Source organism: Mesorhizobium sp. M1342, assembly GCF_040317955.1.
GTDB lineage: Bacteria > Pseudomonadota > Alphaproteobacteria > Rhizobiales > Rhizobiaceae > Mesorhizobium.
Genome location: NZ_JAMYLI010000007.1, coordinates 220,205 through 234,796 on the forward strand (window position 1 = coordinate 220,205; position 14,592 = coordinate 234,796).

The window sequence follows — 14,592 nt, forward strand, 5'->3', positions numbered from 1 at the left end:
TCTACGCCGAAAAGATGGGCTTCTTCCACCAGGCAAGCGGCGGCAAGGGCGTCGCGCCGGGCGACGTCTGCCTCAGCCCGCCGCCGCCGCCAGCGGGACCGGTGCCGGTTCCATATGTCAACATGCTTTCGGCCAGCGATCTCATCAAAGGCAGCAAGAGCGTCAAGGTGCAGGGAACACCGACGGCGCTGGAGAACTCTTCCGAAGTGGCGCTGAGTACGGGCAACGAAGCGGCCACGCCTGGACTTGGCGCCGGCGTGGTCACCCATCGCATCAAGGGTAAGGGCTCGTTCAAGCTCTGGTCGTTCACGGTCAAGGTCGAGGGCAAGGGAGTCTGCCGCCACGGCGATCCGATGGAGCAGAATACCGCGAGCCCGCTGCCGAACACGGTCGACGTGTCCGCCATGGTCGACTTCTCGGTGGTGCTGGGCAAGGACGCGATGAAGGAAGACTGCCCGCGCGACTACAAGTACTCGGAGGACTATACCCCCACGACCGAGACCCAGCGCGCTTCCGTGCAGGGGCAGACCTGCTGGCAGTGCAAGAAGGACCGCGCCAACATCCTTCGTCGGGCTTCAGGCCCAGGCAAGGACAAGGCGCTGAAGGACATTGACAAGAAAATCAAAAGGCAGACTGACGGCAAGGTCACGATGATCGCCGATCACCAGCCGCCGCAGAAGACCGCGTGGGAGATGGGAGCGTGCCACGATCCGGGCAGCTTCGCCCAGCGGATGCGCGACCTTCCGTGCCAGCCGCATTGTCATGCTCACAGCATGGAGCAGTCCCAGGATATGCGCGCACTGGATCGCCGCGAGCTTTACGATGCGATGAACAAGCACATTGGCGGCCTGGGCATATAGAGATATGAAATGATCTCGATAACGTATCAAGACATCTATGATCGTTGGACAGACGAGTTGAAGATCGTCGTGCCACCATTGCTGGAATGGTGGCATGACCTTCGTGCGCAGGAAGTCAACAGGGAGCTTGTCGACGCCCGCTGGCCGGCGGGACCAGCGAGTCACCCTCGGGTCATTGCCCTGTTTCGGAAGTACTACTTCGAAACGACGCGACTGAACGACTTGCTTTCGGGCGGCGGGCCGGAGCCCGGGAGGAGCGAGATGTGGGGCTCCGAGGCCAAGCAGTTGTCCGAAGGGAGCGAGGGGGACGGGCCGGTCCCACCCGTGACGTTGCTCCTCTCCTGGCTGGGCGACACCGAGCCCGAGCTGGCGGACTTCATGAGGCCGTTCGACTTCATTCCCATCGGGGAAGATCCGGAATTCGAGGAGTCCTGAGCGATGGCACTGCTCGTCAACCACAACATCCAGAACGGGACCTACCGGCTGCTGCGCGCGCCCGGTGACGTCCGAGGCCGCGCGGAAGGGACGGCGCCGGGGACCGGCTCGGCTGGACATCGCAGCCTGTTCGCCGCCTATCTGCTCGATTTCGTGGACGTGTTCGCTGTCGCGTCCGAGACATGGAACGCGAGTGTCGAGGAGCGCATGGAGACCGGCCTGCCGATGGGCGAGGCAATCCTCCGAACGATCGAGGCCAAGGGGCTTGCCGGCCCCGCCGGCCACCCGAGGGTGGTCTGGCTCGTGCGCAAGTACTGGCTCGCGTGCGACAAGGAAAACCGGCGTTCCGCGTCGAGTGCGGTGCCTCCCGAAGTGTTACTTCTCGAGTGGCTGATCCAGGGCGGCCATGACGACTATGCGACGCTGCTGACCGCGATGCCCTACTGGCCGATCGGCCTCGACGAACACGGCAATTGGTGCTGAGCGATGGCGTTCGCGGTCGGGATCGAGAATCGCACGCCGTTCGCCACCGCAACACATGTGCAACTCGACGCCGACGGCCAGGAAGTCCTGGTCGTCATGTTCTCGGCAAGCTTCGATGCGCTCGACGGCGCACCGGCACTGGACGTCTGCGAAGACCAGATGCCGGTCGCGCTCTGGGATATCCCGTTCGGCGATCCAGCCAATTCCTCCAATCGCTACGAAGCCGATATTGCGCCGCATAAGCCGGCCGCCGAAATCCTTGTCAACGGTTCGGCGCACGCGCCGAACCGCCGTCCGGTGGCGGAGATGCAGGTCGGTTTCCGCGTCGGTGGCTTGCAAAAGGTGCTCAACGTTGTCGGAGACCGCATCTACGATGCCGGCGGCTACAGTGCGCCGGCCCTGTTCCGAACCATGCCGATCGTTTACGAGCGCGCCTATGGTGGGACGCTGCCAGATGGCCGGCTTGACCGACGCAACCCGGTCGGCGTCGGCTATCACCATGCCTCGTCCGCCGATCCGGCAGTGCGAACACAAGCCCCGAATGTCACCTACCCCGCCGAACCTTATCTCAGTCCCTCCGATCGGCCCAGACCGGCCAGCTTCGGCCCGCTCGGGCGGGGTTGGATGCCGAGACTGCCGCTCGCGGGCACCTACGACCAAGCCTGGATCGACACGCAGTGGCCACTGCCTCCCGGGGATTTCGATCCGCGCTACAATCTGTGCGCCCCGGCGGACCAGCACCTGCCGGCAATCCATGGCGGTGAGACTGTCACGATCATCGGCATGACACCGAACGGCCGCTGGGACTTCCGCCTGCCGCGCATCGTTGCGCCTGTGCGGCTGATCTATGACGACCGGGTCGAGGAACGTCCGTTTGCCGCGGACACGGTGATTGTCGAGCCGGATCTGTGGCGCGTCACACTGAAAGCGCGCTTTTCACACGTGACAAAACGGAACACGCCGGCGCTGCGGGAAATCGTCTTCGGCCATGTCACGCCCGCCTTTCTCGTGGCCCGGCGCAAGCGCAAGAGCTATCTCAGCCCGCGTGGCGGCGACGGCACAGTCGACCGCGCCGTGTGGCAGCCATGAAGCGGCCGCTCTACGTCGCCGGCGGCGGCGCCGTCACGCCCGCCGGGCTGAACGCGCGGCAAACGATCGCAGCCATTCGGGCGAGCCTTTCGGCCTTCGAGGAAATCACGCTCGCCGAACCGTTCGGAGTGCCACAGGTAGTCGCGCGCATACCCACTCACCGGCATCTGCGCCGCAACGAAGGCGAATGGCTGGTCAACATGGCCGCCCGCGCTATCAACGAAGCGCTCGGCGCGGGCGAGCCGGGGGTCGCGGCGGCCACCGCGCTGCTCATCACGACGCCGGAGAGCTTTCGCAACCATCCGGCTTTCGTTGATATTCCGGCGCGCGATTTCCTGGCCGCGGTTGTCGACGCAACAGGCCTGAGATTCCACCACGCCTCGTGCGTCATCGACGGCGGCGCGGCGGCAAGTGTGGGACTGATAGAACGGGCGCTTGCACTGATGGAGGATCAAGGCGCCGCACAAGTGCTGCTCGGTGGCGTCGACAGCCTCGTCAACCACACCGACCTCGGCCGGCTCAGCCGGACCGGACGTTTACAGGGCGCGGACAACGCCCAAGGACTGGTTCCTGGCGAGGCGGCCGTCTTCGTGCGGCTGCTGCGGGAACCTGGCCGCGAGCCTGTCGTGGCCGCTATCCATGGCATCGGCATGGCCCAGGAGACGGACAGCATCCTTTCCGAGCGCTACAGCCAGGGCCGCGCCATGCTCGGCGCGCTGCGCGACGCCGTTTCGGGATCGGGACCATCGGAACCCGACATCGACTTCGTCGTCTCGAACGGCAATGGCGAGCGCTATCATGGCTGGGAGATGCTGATTGCCCGACCGCGCTTCTATCGCACGCACCGCACCCTGATGGCGACGGCCTATCCGGCGATGACGGTCGGCGACACCGGCGCGGCCAGCGGCGCGCTGGCGCTGATGCTGGCCGCCGACAGTCTTGTCCAGAATTATGCGCCGGGATCGATTGCCATGTGCGAAGTCGCATCCGAGAACGGATTGCGCGCCGCCGCCGTCGTGGCGCGGGCGAACCGCCGATAGATTACATCCAGGCCGGGAACCGGCGCGTCCTGCGCCAATCGGTCAGCGGCGTATCGGTTGCCGCGATGGCCGCGCGCAACGCGTCGAGCCGCAACCGGCGCATCGAATGGAAAGGCGTGCGACCGCGCCCGCCCCGTCCCTCGTCCCACCAAGCAGCAACGCGATCGGCGACAGGCAACGGGCTGTGGTTCAGAGATTCAAACGCCTTCCCCAAATCGGCCGGGTCTATCGTGAACAGGTCGGTGTCGTTGAAATCCACCTCGAACAGATCGCGCATCGCCAGCCCGGCGGCAAAGACAAGTTCCGGTTCGCGCATCTTCTCGATCAGCCAGGGCATCACCGACGGATCGCCAAACAGGCCGATCGACGCCGTTGCCGCCACGCGTAGCAGGGGCTGGCCGAGGCGCGTCTGCAACCAACCTTTCGCGGCCTTGGGCGGCGTTGTCAGCAGGCGTATCTCGATCGCCGCCTCCGCTTGGTCCGTCTCCGTCAGCACGATCTTGTCGATCACTGGGTGCGCGGACCGCGCCTCACCAAGCAGGCAAGCGGCGAAGGCGGCCGCAAGACGTTCTCTCGCCGTCTCGCCATCAAGGCCAGCCAGGACTGCCGGAAGCAGGTCGCGCCGCCCGAGCCCACCGGCGAGCCGAACGGCGCGCCGGCGGACGTTCGCGTCGGAATGGCTGGCCAGATCATGCAGGCGCGGTCCCGGATCGACGCGGTGATGCCAGAGCGCAGACAGCCCAAGGCAGCGTAGTCGCGCATCGCTTGTGTCCAGCCATTGCGCCACGAAGGGACGCAGGTTATAGCGCGGCGTGCGCGCGATCGCAGCGGACAAGCTTGAAAAGCCGGCTTCACCCACGCTTACGCCGGCGTCGATTGCGGAGGTTACCAGTTTGGCATCGCTCCAACGCATTGCCAGAGTGCCGAGCACGAAAAGTTCGCCTGGTTCGGCGTAGTCAGCAAAGCGCGCTTGAGCAGCTTCCCAACCGGCCTTGCCGGCTGCCATGAGCCCTTCAAGATTGGCTTCGAGACGCTGGTCTATGCGACCGATATCGGTTTCGTCGAGGATTGGACCGTCGATCTCCCGACGACGGCGCAGCCACAGGAAAGCCGCGTCCTCGGCATGCTGATCCACGATGGCGGCGATGGTCGCGACGCGGTGCATAGGCAACGCCTCAATTGAGATGCACGGCCCCACCGCGAATACGGTTGGTCCCGCTGGCCTGGCTCGTCAACTGGCTGCCGCGAATGGTCACGCGGCCATTCTTTTCCAGAATGATCGACGCCAGGCCGCAGCGCAGTTCTATGCGCTCGTCTCCGGTGATGACGACACGGTCGCCTTCGCGAGCGACTTTCAGCTCCCTGTTCTTGTGCGCCGGATCGACGATGCGTCCAACGACCAACGGCCGCGTTGGATCACCCTCCTCGAACAGAAGGGCCAGTTCTGAACCGATCGCCGAAATGTCCAGTTCAGTCAGGCTGCGCGCCGCAATCGCCGTCTCGCGCGGATTGCCAACGAAGACAACAAGCGGTGCCCCGCCCTCGAAACCGATCAGCAGGCCGATCACGACGCCGTCGATACGATCCAGCACTTCCATGATGACGCCCTCAGTTGTTGTTGATGGTGCTTCCCTTGACGATCACGTCGCCGTCGGCCTTGACGGTAATCTTGCCGCTGCCCTTGAGCGTTATGTCCTTGCCGTCGGCAACAATGGTGCCGTCCTTTTTCATCGTGATCGACGCCGAGCCGCATTTGAGTGTGATCGAGTCACCCGCCTCGATCACCAGGTTCTTGCCGACCTTGATCGAGCTGTCGTCCGCAATCTGGATTCCGCTGCCCTTGCCGACCTTGAGCGCGTGCCCGCCTCCGACATCGGTTGCGTCGTCAGCGCCGATTTTTGCCGACCTGCCTTTGCCGATTTGCGACGACTGCGCGCCGCCGATGGCGAAACTCTGGTCCGCGCCGATTTTCACGCTCTGCGCGGCCGCGATTGTCCAATTGTCCGCCGCTCCGATGGTGTGAGTCTGTCCGGCCCCCACTGTCATCGAGCGCGATGCGCCGATCTGATTCGTCTGGACGGCGCCAACGCTTCGGGTTTCCGCTGCGCCCACTGAATCCACTCGCGCCGCGCCCACGGTGATCGTCTGGATCAACCCGACGGTCTGCGTGTGATTGGACCCGATCGTCTCCGTCGAGTTCGCGCCGATGCCGATCGTCTCGTTCGAGCCAACCGTAAGCGAGCGGTTGACGCCCACCGTCTCGGTATCGTTCTTGCCGATGTCGGTTGTCTGGTCGACGCCGACCTTGACTGTCTTGTTGTTGCCGACGTCCTCGTCGAGGTTGTGGCCGACGGAATGCTTGGCGTCGTGGTCGATGCGGTCCGACTGATCGTGCTGCACCAGCTTGGTACGGTCATGCTTGATCAGAAGGTTGTGGTCCTTCTGCGCCTGGAAATTGACCAGTTCGGAGCCGGCCTTGTCCTCGAACATCAGCTCGTTGTAGCCGCCGCCGCCGAGCGAGGAGTCCGACTTCCAGCCGGATTGCGTGGCACTCGCCGGCAGCCCGTAGGGCGGCATCTGCGAGGCATTGTAGACCCGGCCGGTGATGATCGGCAGGTCAGGGTCGCCTTCGATAAAGTCGACGATCACCTCCTGGCCGATGCGCGGTATCTGGATGAAGCCCCAGCCGCTGCCGGCCCAGGTCTGTGAGACCCGCACGAAACAGGAGCTGTTCTCGTCCTTCTTGCCCAGGCGATCCCAGTGGAACTGCACCTTCACCCTGGCGTATTTGTCGGTGAATATTTCCTGGCCTGACGGACCGACCACGGTCGCCGTCTGCGGCCCACGCATGATCGGTCGGGGCGTGATCCGTGGCGGACGATAGGGCAAGGCGGTCGGCGCCACGCCCAGGATCACCTTGAAGTTCTCGCTGTCGACGTCGGCATGGCTTCTGTATCCCGGATCGAACAGCCTGTATTCGGCGCTGACCACCAGATACTCCTGGTTCTGGTCCTCGCGCGGAAAGCCATCGAGCTTGAACGTACAGCCCGAAAACAGGCCGCGCACGGTGCCGACCGCGGCGATACGCTGGTGGACGGCCTGGATCTCCTCGCGTCGGATCGCGGCCAGGTTGTCGCCCCGGCCGACTTCGAGATGCGCGCCGGGCTGGCGGTAGTTTTCGCCGGCGGCCAGCTTGTGACTGAACGGCTGGGCCGACTTGGCCATAAGGTCGGCGCCCGGCTTCTTGAAATCATAGTCGGTGTGGGCATAGGCGCCCGGACGCACCGAACTGCCCGGTATCCATTCGGTGATGTATTCGACATCGCGCCGGGAGCCCTGCCCTTCAAAATGATAAGGTACTTTCTCGTAGCCCGGCGCCGGCTTCAGCTTGCTCATCGCATCGGTCAGGACAAGCGTGTGTTTGCCCTCGTCATGCTCGAAAAAATACAGGATGCCTTCATGCTCGAGCAGCCGCTGGACGAAATCCAGATCGGTCTCGTCATATTGTACGCAGTATTCGCGCGGAGGGTAGGAACCCTGCAGACGCAGATCGAACTCCGCCGTGCTGTATTTCTTGAAGACGTCCTTGACGATGTCGACGACGCTCTTGTTCTGGAAAATACGGCAATCGGTGGTGTTGCCGAGGAACCAGAGCCACGGCCTGACGACCGCTTCGTAGTAGGCCAGCCGGTCTTCTATGCGGGTCAGGCGAAACTCGGACACAAGACCGCTGAACCAACGTTTCGGATCGGATTCGCCTTCCACCGAAACGACACCCCCCAGCATCTTCAGCGGATCGATATCGGGGCTGGGGCTGACGAACCCTACCGTATAGGCCAAACAACGGCTGATCTCATCGCGACCGACAAGATGCGTGAAGGTCAACAGCTCGGCGCCAACCGGTGTTTGCACAACCGTGGCACGTTCGTTCGGCATGGGTCGTGCCCCTCCTGGACGCGGCCGCCGGCAGTGGGTTTGAAGTTCCCGCATCCAGGAACTTTTTGGCCCGCCGCACCAGGCTATGTTGAGCCTACCACATGTTGTCCGGCCGACCAAAGAGATGCACAGCGGAAAAACCTTACCCTGCCGATGCATTGGCTCGAAACGCCGCTGTCCTGCTGGATGTGCAAACTGCTAGAATGTGGAGTATCGATCAGCGTTCGACGGCGATCCTCGATGTATATCAGTCTGCAAATCAACAATGTCGACGCCTTGCCTGTGGGCATCTCGACCAGTTACGCGGCGCGTGATCGCGGCTTCGAAATCGGACGCGAGGCTTGTGATTGGACCTTGCCGGACCCCGACAAGTTCATCTCCGGCCGGCATTGCGAGGTTCGCTACGAGGCAGGCGCTTTCTGGCTGCACGATGTCTCGCGCAACGGAACCTACATCAACGGATCGAGCCAGCGCATGACCGGCCCGCATCGGCTGAGCCATGGCGACCGGGTGCTGATCGGCCGCCATGTCATCTTCGTATCGATCGACGACGAGCCCGCCACGACAGGCCATATCAGTTCGACACAACGAGAAATGCCGGCCGCGACAGGCCGGCCGCTCGAATTCGCCGCCGAGCCGTTCTTCACTCCTTCGGAGCAACATTCCGGGCAGCGGGTTCCGGCTCCGGCGTTCTCGTCGCAACCGCCTCTCCCCTCGACCAGAGACGAAGTGCTGCGGGAAATCGCGATCGCGGCCGGCATCTCGCCGGAATTGCTTCAATCGCGCGATCCGCATGAAGTTGCCGCCGAAATCGGCACGGTCCTGCGGACTGTGGTCGAGGAACTGACCATGCTTTTGAAAGCGCGCACGGCCGCGAAAATACTGGCCAAGAGCACACAACGGACGATGATCAGCGCCGCCGACAACAACCCCCTGAAGTTCGGCCCGGGAACCGACGACATCCTCGAAATCATGTTCGCCCGCCGCAGGGCCGGCTATCTGGATGCCAGGCGCAGCATCAAAGATGCATTCCGCGATCTCAAGACGCACGAATTCGCCACCTATGCCGCCATGCAAGCTGCGCTGTCGCGGCTGCTCGACGATCTGTCGCCCGAGGCGATCGGAAAGAAACTCCCCCCGACATCGTTCTCGTCTAAGAAAAGCCAGGCCTGGGACGCTTTTGTCGCGACCTGGCGAACCATGGAGGAAGCCCACGAGAACGGCATGCTGGACATATTCCTGGCCTATTTCAGCGAGGCCTATGCCAAGGCCGACAAGCAGAAATAGACAGGCCCAAAGGGGGATGCGAGGCTGAAGTCGACGAAGAAAACCTCTTTGGTGCGCGGCATCCGGTTCCAATCGAGAGTTTGTGAGATTACGATCGCATACGACAATTCGCTAAGCGGCTAAGGCTGATCGACCTGGGGGTCTGCGGCAAATGTCATCTTTCGGCGGGATAGTAAGATATAGCCTACCTTCCTCCGGACACTGTCAGGGTCGGCAGGGGTTGCGTTTCCTTCACCTGACGAGAAACCGTTTTGCGCCTGTCTCACCCAGTCGCGGGCACACCGCCTGCACGGACGATCGTCCATGAGTTCGAAGGACGATCCTTTCGGCCCGGCTGGCAAGACCGTCATTCGCGCCCCTCCACGGCGTGAGCGAAAACCGGCGCCGGTCCCTCAAGTGCCCGTCGCGGATGACGGGCAAACCTCGCAGATCAAGGATTCGACCGTATTCGATCCCGGCATCGGCCGGCATACACCGCCGGGCTGGGCATCCGGGACAGTGATTTATCAAGGAGCCCCTTCCGCTTCGGCAGGAAGCGGCGCTTCCGAGGCAGCTCTACGGCAGGAGACCCTGCTCAATGTCACGGACAGTGTCAGATATTCCGCGGCAAACCCGATCCTTGCCGCGGCCGCACCATTGCTGATGCTGTTCGGCCAGTTCAGGCTTATCCCCGTCGAGAGACAAGCCGAGCCGTTGGCCGAACATGTCACTGAGGCGATCGATAGGTTCGACAGGACAGTCGAGAAATCAGGTGTTGCCGAAGAGGATGCGCGGATTGCGAAATTCATCCTCTGCGAAACCGCCGACGATCTCGTCGGCAACCTGCCTTGGCCACAGAAAGATACTTGGGCGCAGCACAGCATGCTGTCGCAGTTCTTTCACGTCGAGCCCAGCGGCACAGGCTTCTTCGAAGCGCTGAACAAGGTCCTGGCCAGTCCCGAGGCACACTACGATCTGCTCGAACTGATGCATGTCTGCCTGTCGCTGGGGTTCGAGGGCCAGTACCGGGGCCTGACGCGCGAAGACAGCAATCTCGAACGCGTTCGGCGCGACGTCTACGAAACGCTTCGCTATTTCAGGGCACGCGCGGACGCGGACATCTCGCCCCACTGGCAGGGCTTGGCGTCGACCATGACGCAGCCGTCGACACGCCTGCCGCTCTGGGTCGTCGCGGCAGCCGTGTCGGCGCTGCTGACTGCTGCGTTCTTCGCACTGCGGGTCTTCATCACCAACGAAGGCGACGCTGCCGCCGGTGAATTGCTGGCGCTCAACCCATCGACGCCGATTACCATCGAACGGGCCAGCGTGGCGCCGTTGGCGGAGCCGGCGAAAATCGTCCCACCCGTCGCCACAACCACGCAGATCGATCGCATCCGTTCGGCACTGGCCAAGGAAGTCGAAGGCGGCGGGCTGACCATCGGCACGAAGGGCGACTTCATCGTTGTGGAAATCAACAATCTCCTGCTGTTCCAGTCCGGCAGGGCCGAGGCGAAGCCGGAGTTCCAGCCCATTGCCGCAGATATCGCCGCGGCTCTGGAACCCGAGCGCGGACCGATCAGGATTGTCGGCCATACGGACAATGTGAAGCCGCGGAAATCGAGCCCATTCAAGTCCAACTTCGATCTCTCCGTCGCCAGAGCGAAGGCCGTCGAAGCAATGATGGCACCGAAGTTCAGTGATCCTTCGCGACTAACGGTGGACGGCAAGGGCGAGGACGAACCGATCGCCGACAATGCGACGCCGGAAGGCCGCACCAAGAACCGCCGTGTCGATGTGATGATCGCCAAGGAGGAAACATTGTGAGCACGGCCAGTCGGGAGCGGCCATGACGCGTTGGCTGCTGCGGATATTCAGCATGATTGCGCTGGCCGGCTTTGCGGCGGCAGTGTGGTTTGCCGGACCCTTGATCCGCTTCGCCGATACCCGTCCTCTCGGGCCTGCCTGGCTGCGCGCGACTATCATCGGGGTGATCGTGGCAGCGCTCACGCTTTTCTACGGCCTGCGTTTCTGGCAAGCGAGAAAAGCGCAAAAAGCACTCGAAACCGTGGTCACACACAATGACGACCGCGATGACGACTCGCGGGTGCTCGAGGCCCGCGTGAATGAGGCCGTGGCGGCGCTCAAGCGGTCGAGCGGCAAACGCAATTTCCTTTATGAGATCCCCTGGTACATCGTCATCGGCCCGCCCGGTGCCGGCAAGACAACGGCGCTGGTCAATTCGGGTCTGAATTTTCCGCTGGCCGGTTCGGGTGATGCCCAGCCAGTTGCGGGCGTTGGCGGAACACGCTCCTGCGACTGGTGGTTTACCGACCAGGCCGTCCTGATCGACACAGCCGGACGCTACACGACGCAGGATTCCAATGCCGAGACCGACAAGAAGAGCTGGCTTGCCTTCTTGTCACTGCTCAAGAGAGCCCGCGCACGGCAACCGATAAACGGCGTCATCCTGGCCATCAGCCTCGCCGACCTCGTCAGCCTCGACGATCAGCAGCTTGACGCTCACGTCGTCGATATACGCAGTCGTCTGCGGGAAATCCACGAGACGCTGAAAATCCAGTTTCCCGTGTACCTGCTGTTCACCAAGGCCGACCTGGTTTCAGGGTTCATGGATTACTTCGGCGGCTTCGACGAGCCGCGCCGGCGCAAGGTCTGGGGCGCGACATTCCAGACCACGGATCGCAACAAGAATATGGCCGCCGAGGCTCCGGCCGAATTCGATGCACTGGCAAGACGCTTGGTGGAGGAGATGCCTGACCGCCTCCAGGAAGAGGCCGATCCGGTCGCGCGTATATCCATCTTTGGCTTTCCGGCGCAGTTTGGCGCGCTGAAGGAGCGAATTACCAATTTCATCGCCAGCCTGTTCGATCCGACCCGCAGCCAGGTGAATGTCAGCTTGCGTGGACTCTACTTCTCTTCAGGCACGCAAGAGGGAACGCCAATCGATCAGGTGTTGGGCGCGATCGGTCGCAATTTCGGCAGCAGCCCCCGCGCCCATCTTTCCGGAACCGGCAAAAGCTTCTTTTTGCACGATCTGCTGACGGGCGTCATTTTTGCCGAATCCGGATGGGTTTCGTATGACAAATCAGCTGTAAGACGTGCAACGATCGCCAGGTTCGCCGGCCTTGGCGCCATCGCGTTGATCGCTGCGGCGGCCCTCGGCACCCTAGCCCTGAGCTTCACAGCCAACAGGTCGCTGATCGCCTCCACCACGCAGGCCATAAGCCAGTATCGCCAGACGGCGGACGCGTTGCTCAAAAGCACCGAGGTCACCGATGTCGACCTCGAAAACGTCATTGGCCCGCTCGACCAGTTGCGCAATCTGCCGGCTGGGTTCGAAACCGGCGACGTGCCGACACCGATCGAGGAGACGTTCGGCCTCAGCCAGCGGGAGAGACTTCTTTCGGCATCCAAGACGGCTTACCGGGAAGCGCTGGAACGAATGTTCCGATCGCGCCTGCTGATCCAGGCCGAGCGGACGATCCAGGCCAGGATGGCCGATCCCGCCGCGCTCTACGAGCCGTTGAAAATCTACCTGATGCTTGGCGGCAAGGCGCCGAAGGTCGACGACGCGTTGATCATTTCCTGGATGAAGCACGATTGGGAGCAGAACCGGTATCCAGGTGAAAACAACCGCGAAGGACGCGAGCATCTCGAAAAGCACCTGGGTGCCATGCTTGCCTTGGACGACGCCTACGATCCGGTTTTCGAACTCAACCAGCCGCTCGTCCAAGCCGCTCAACGGTCGCTCGGGCGCATGAGCCTTGCCGACCGTGCCTCGGCTTTGGTCAAATCCGCAGTATACGCGGCAGCTCTGGATGATTTTTCTGTTTCCCTGAAAAGCGGCCCGGAAGCCCCGTTACTGTTCGAGCGGGTCGATGGCGGCGATCTGTCAGGCCTTCGTGTTCCCGGCCTCTATACTTATGCCGGCTTCAACAGCTTCTATCTCGTGCAACTCTCGCGCATTGCCCAGACGCTCGTCGACGACCAGTGGGTCCTCGGTGGCGGCGGCGAGCAAGGCGGCATCGATCAGGAGTTGCCCAAGCTCGGTCCCGAACTTCTCGACCGCTATGGCAAGGAGTTCGCAACGGCGTGGAACAGCGTTCTCGACGGGTTGAAATTCAAGGCGATGCTGAAGGACAAGCCGCGCTATATCGCGCTTTCCGCCGTCGCCTCGCCAACCTCGCCGATCGAACTGCTGTTTACGGCGATCGCCGACGAAACCGCTCTGACGCGGGACGCTGCTTCCGGCAAGGACTCAGCCACCGGGGTTGAAGGCGGCGCGGGCCAGTTACAGGACGCAGCAAGCGTGGCCAAGGGTCTGGCTCGCATCGGCATACAAATCGCCACCGGAAAATCGCAAACCCGTGCCGGCACGGGATCCTTAAGCGCGCAAAACCAGAATCCCGGGGCCAACATCGAAGCGCGATTCAGGCCGTTCCAGGCCCTGGTGAGCGGTGCTGCCGGACACCGCCCGATCGATGCCTTGACCCAGAATTTCCGCGATATCTACCAGAGCCTGCAACTGGCGACCGACGTCCCCTCCCAGACGGAACGCGTCAACGCAAACCTGCAGCTCCAGATAGCCACCCTTCGCGCCAATGTCTCGCGACTGCCCAAGCAACTCGGCCGGATGGTCAATGCGACGGCAGACGAGTTTGAAGGCAACGTCACCGAGACCTCGGTGGCAAATTTGAACCAGATGCTCGACCAGACGGTCACACAGCCCTGCGAGGCGGCGGTCAACGGCCGTTATCCTTTCGCCCGCAATGGCACCGAGGACATCGCGATGGCGGATTTCGCCAAACTGTTCGCTCCGGGCGGGCTGATGGACCGGTTCTTCGCACAGAACCTCGCATCGCTGATCGATATGACCGGTCAGGACTGGAGCTGGAAACAGGATGCTCGCTTCGGCCGCGACCTGTCGAAGTCGACGCTGAAGAACTTCCAGCTGGCGGCCGAAATCCGTAGCGCCTTTTTTCCCCAGGGCGGTTCGGTGCCCTCGGTGAGCGTGACCTTCACGCCCTTCTCACTGCATGGCGATGCCGATGCGGCGGTGCTCGATGTCGACGGCCAGACCGTCCAGAGCAACCAAGCGGGCAACATGCCGAGCATAGTGACCTGGCCGAGCGGCGCGGCTTCCGGATCCGCCAGTCTGAGCCTGACGCCGGAGATGCCAGGCCGCGAATCCGCCATCAAGTTCGAAGGGCCGTGGGCCCTGAAGCGACTTCTGGACAAGGCTGCCGTCACCGGCCACGACAGCAACATGCAAGCACGCTTCGTGATTGGCGGACGCGACGTTACTTATACGCTCCAGACAGGTTCAGGCTCCAACCACTTCTTCCTCCCGGCCCTTTCCGGATTCAGCTGTCCCAAGGCGTTTTGAGATGGGTTTGATCTGCTGATCATGGCGCCGATCCGCTGACCAGAGTTCAAACCCCGGTTTTCCTTAGTTTTCGGTACTT

The 14,592-nt window shown here is 62.6% G+C and carries 11 protein-coding genes; 8 read left to right on the forward strand and 3 right to left on the reverse strand.

The window, feature by feature from the left end; translation table 11 throughout:
- The first annotated feature begins 14 nt into the window (after nucleotides 1-14).
- The 5 genes from NKH06_RS09745 to NKH06_RS09765 are packed head-to-tail and all read left to right on the forward strand — an operon-like array spanning nucleotide 15 to nucleotide 3,907.
- Nucleotides 15-860: a DUF4150 domain-containing protein gene (locus NKH06_RS09745; protein ID WP_352892859.1), complete on the forward strand. Its 846-nt coding sequence runs from the start codon at nucleotides 15-17 to the stop codon at nucleotides 858-860.
- Nucleotides 861-869: 9 nt separating this feature from the next.
- Nucleotides 870-1,295 (forward strand): hypothetical protein, encoded by a 426-nt coding sequence (locus NKH06_RS09750; protein ID WP_023809153.1) that lies wholly within the window; start codon nucleotides 870-872, stop codon nucleotides 1,293-1,295.
- A gap of 3 nt (nucleotides 1,296-1,298) precedes the next feature.
- Nucleotides 1,299-1,778, forward strand: coding sequence for a hypothetical protein (locus NKH06_RS09755; RefSeq protein WP_023809154.1), 480 nt, complete (start codon nucleotides 1,299-1,301; stop codon nucleotides 1,776-1,778).
- 3 nt (nucleotides 1,779-1,781) lie between these two features.
- The gene (locus NKH06_RS09760) at nucleotides 1,782-2,867 is read left to right on the forward strand and encodes a DUF2169 family type VI secretion system accessory protein (protein WP_050592625.1); all 1,086 of its coding nucleotides are present in this window, start codon (nucleotides 1,782-1,784) and stop codon (nucleotides 2,865-2,867) included.
- Entirely contained in the window at nucleotides 2,864-3,907 is a 1,044-nt protein-coding gene (locus NKH06_RS09765; RefSeq protein WP_023809156.1) for a hypothetical protein, read from the forward strand. The genes NKH06_RS09760 and NKH06_RS09765 overlap by 4 nt, the downstream gene beginning before the upstream one ends.
- Before the next feature lies 1 nt (nucleotide 3,908).
- Here the strand turns inward: NKH06_RS09765 and NKH06_RS09770 are convergent, their stop codons facing one another.
- The 3 genes from NKH06_RS09770 to NKH06_RS09780 are packed head-to-tail and all read right to left on the reverse strand — an operon-like array spanning nucleotide 3,909 to nucleotide 7,843.
- Entirely contained in the window at nucleotides 3,909-5,072 is a 1,164-nt protein-coding gene (locus tag NKH06_RS09770) for a hypothetical protein (protein ID WP_352892862.1), read from the reverse strand.
- Nucleotides 5,073-5,082: 10 nt separating this feature from the next.
- On the reverse strand, nucleotides 5,083-5,505 hold the full coding sequence (locus tag NKH06_RS09775; protein WP_378978123.1) for a DUF6484 domain-containing protein: 423 nt from the start codon (nucleotides 5,503-5,505) through the stop codon (nucleotides 5,083-5,085).
- Nucleotides 5,506-5,515: 10 nt separating this feature from the next.
- Nucleotides 5,516-7,843: a type VI secretion system Vgr family protein gene (locus NKH06_RS09780; RefSeq protein WP_023809159.1), complete on the reverse strand. Its 2,328-nt coding sequence runs from the start codon at nucleotides 7,841-7,843 to the stop codon at nucleotides 5,516-5,518.
- 240 nt (nucleotides 7,844-8,083) lie between these two features.
- Here NKH06_RS09780 and tagH point away from each other — a divergent pair, with 240 nt between their 5' ends.
- The 3 genes from tagH (at nucleotide 8,084) to tssM (ending at nucleotide 14,513) form a co-directional block, all read left to right on the forward strand.
- On the forward strand, nucleotides 8,084-9,130 hold the full coding sequence (gene tagH / locus NKH06_RS09785; RefSeq protein WP_352440782.1) for a type VI secretion system-associated FHA domain protein TagH: 1,047 nt from the start codon (nucleotides 8,084-8,086) through the stop codon (nucleotides 9,128-9,130).
- Nucleotides 9,131-9,433: 303 nt separating this feature from the next.
- A complete protein-coding gene (gene tssL / locus NKH06_RS09790; RefSeq protein ID WP_023809161.1) occupies nucleotides 9,434-10,933 on the forward strand; it encodes a type VI secretion system protein TssL, long form in 1,500 nt (499 codons plus the stop codon).
- A 22-nt stretch (nucleotides 10,934-10,955) separates the two neighbouring features.
- Entirely contained in the window at nucleotides 10,956-14,513 is a 3,558-nt protein-coding gene (gene tssM / locus NKH06_RS09795) for a type VI secretion system membrane subunit TssM (RefSeq protein WP_352892865.1), read from the forward strand.
- The last annotated feature ends 79 nt before the right edge of the window (nucleotides 14,514-14,592 follow it).

Bases quoted from the DNA above. Each gene is read 5' to 3' on its own strand.
- NKH06_RS09745 (WP_352892859.1), top strand. From the start codon at position 15: ATGGGCTTCTTCCACCAGGCAAGCGGCGGCAAGGGCGTCGCGCCGGGC.
- NKH06_RS09750 (WP_023809153.1), top strand. From the start codon at position 870: ATGATCTCGATAACGTATCAAGACATCTATGATCGTTGGACAGACGAG.
- NKH06_RS09755 (WP_023809154.1), top strand. From the start codon at position 1,299: ATGGCACTGCTCGTCAACCACAACATCCAGAACGGGACCTACCGGCTG.
- NKH06_RS09760 (WP_050592625.1), top strand. From the start codon at position 1,782: ATGGCGTTCGCGGTCGGGATCGAGAATCGCACGCCGTTCGCCACCGCA.
- NKH06_RS09765 (WP_023809156.1), top strand. From the start codon at position 2,864: ATGAAGCGGCCGCTCTACGTCGCCGGCGGCGGCGCCGTCACGCCCGCC.
- NKH06_RS09770 (WP_352892862.1), bottom strand. From the start codon at position 5,072: ATGCACCGCGTCGCGACCATCGCCGCCATCGTGGATCAGCATGCCGAG.
- NKH06_RS09775 (WP_378978123.1), bottom strand. From the start codon at position 5,505: ATGGAAGTGCTGGATCGTATCGACGGCGTCGTGATCGGCCTGCTGATC.
- NKH06_RS09780 (WP_023809159.1), bottom strand. From the start codon at position 7,843: ATGCCGAACGAACGTGCCACGGTTGTGCAAACACCGGTTGGCGCCGAG.
- tagH (WP_352440782.1), top strand. From the start codon at position 8,084: ATGTATATCAGTCTGCAAATCAACAATGTCGACGCCTTGCCTGTGGGC.
- tssL (WP_023809161.1), top strand. From the start codon at position 9,434: ATGAGTTCGAAGGACGATCCTTTCGGCCCGGCTGGCAAGACCGTCATT.
- tssM (WP_352892865.1), top strand. From the start codon at position 10,956: ATGACGCGTTGGCTGCTGCGGATATTCAGCATGATTGCGCTGGCCGGC.